The sequence below is a fragment of the Streptomyces sp. WM6386 genome, from assembly GCF_000972385.1.
In the GTDB taxonomy this organism is placed as follows: domain Bacteria; phylum Actinomycetota; class Actinomycetes; order Streptomycetales; family Streptomycetaceae; genus Streptomyces.
Map to the genome: position 1 here is coordinate 1 of NZ_JXTE01000212.1, position 1,105 is coordinate 1,105.

General features: G+C 58.9%; 2 protein-coding genes. One reads left to right on the forward strand and one right to left on the reverse strand.

Annotated elements, in window-relative coordinates; all coding sequences use genetic code 11:
* Positions 1-264 precede the first annotated feature (264 nt).
* A complete protein-coding gene (locus TN53_RS40805; RefSeq protein ID WP_046263936.1) occupies positions 265-546 on the forward strand; it encodes a hypothetical protein in 282 nt (93 codons plus the stop codon).
* A gap of 32 nt (positions 547-578) precedes the next feature.
* Here TN53_RS40805 and atpF read toward each other — a convergent pair whose 3' ends face one another.
* Positions 579-1,100, reverse strand: a complete 522-nt coding sequence (atpF, locus tag TN53_RS40810) for a F0F1 ATP synthase subunit B (protein WP_046263937.1) — start codon at positions 1,098-1,100, stop codon at positions 579-581.
* Positions 1,101-1,105: the final 5 nt, after the last annotated feature.

Below are 1,105 nucleotides of genomic sequence, written 5' to 3' on the forward strand. Positions count from 1 at the left end.
GTCAGGCGCCGGAACACGTCGCTCGTGCGGTCCTCCGCGCCCTCGGCGATGGCGCGGTCCATGCCTGACCTCACGTACATGAGCAGGGCGGCGCCTTCCGGGCTCACTTACCGTCAGGGAGCCCACCTGTGTTCTTTCAGAACCGGTCTTTGAAGCAATCCACTACGGCCTGAAGGTCTGGTTCCCAAGAGTTAGCGATTATCTGCACCTCCGGCTGAATGACTCGGGAGGGCGGTAATAGAACGCTGAAATTTGGAGGAATTGATGGCGGTTACAAAGCGTATCGCGGCCGTGATTGCGCAACAGTACGGGAAAGACGCGGATACGGTCATCTCACTGGTGGAGGAGGCTGAGCTGAAGGTATTTCATAAGCCCGCCAGTGAGAGGATAGCTGCTGCCGTCATTATTTACGCAGATGGGGACGTGGACCGCCTATTTAGGGCGCTCCGTGAGATGGAGACCGATTGGCGCGACCTACTGATGATTGCCCACATCGGGAATGTTGGTTGGCAAGCCACGGTGGACGATTATTTTGGTACAGGATAGTCGGCGCGAGTAGATTCTCGAGCGTCCAGTGGTCAACCTGTCGCCCCTCTGGACGAGAACTTGGTGTTCAGTTCTTCAAGATAGCGGTCGACGACCTCACTGCTGGCGAAGTCGTCGAGGGGCTCACCGACGATGCGACCAGCGAGCTCAATGGCAATGAGTCGTACACCCTCGGTCAACTCGGCAGCCGCAAGAGTTCGGTCTACCTCGAGCTGAGCTTGCGCATCCGAGATCAAGGCATCGCGTTGCCGCGCGCCTTCTTCGCGGGCCGCTGCAATGATCGCTGCGCCCTGTTCCAGGGCTTCCTGCCGGAGGTGAGCCAGCTCTCGGCGGGCTTCGGCGAGTTCGCTCTTGTACTCGTTGTGAAGGCGCTCAGCTGCGAGCCGAGTCTCTTCAGCTCGCTCGATCGTTCCCTCAATGGCGTCCGTGCGCTCTGCAAGGACTCTCACGAGACGCGGAAGAAGAACCTTCGCGAAGAGGACAAAAACTAAGGCGAAGCAGAGAACCGCGACGATGAGGTCGGGCACCTTTGGTTCGAGAGGTCCGATGTTCATGGTCG

Bases quoted from the DNA above. Each gene is read 5' to 3' on its own strand.
- TN53_RS40805 (WP_046263936.1), top strand. From the start codon at position 265: ATGGCGGTTACAAAGCGTATCGCGGCCGTGATTGCGCAACAGTACGGG.
- atpF (WP_046263937.1), bottom strand. From the start codon at position 1,100: ATGAACATCGGACCTCTCGAACCAAAGGTGCCCGACCTCATCGTCGCG.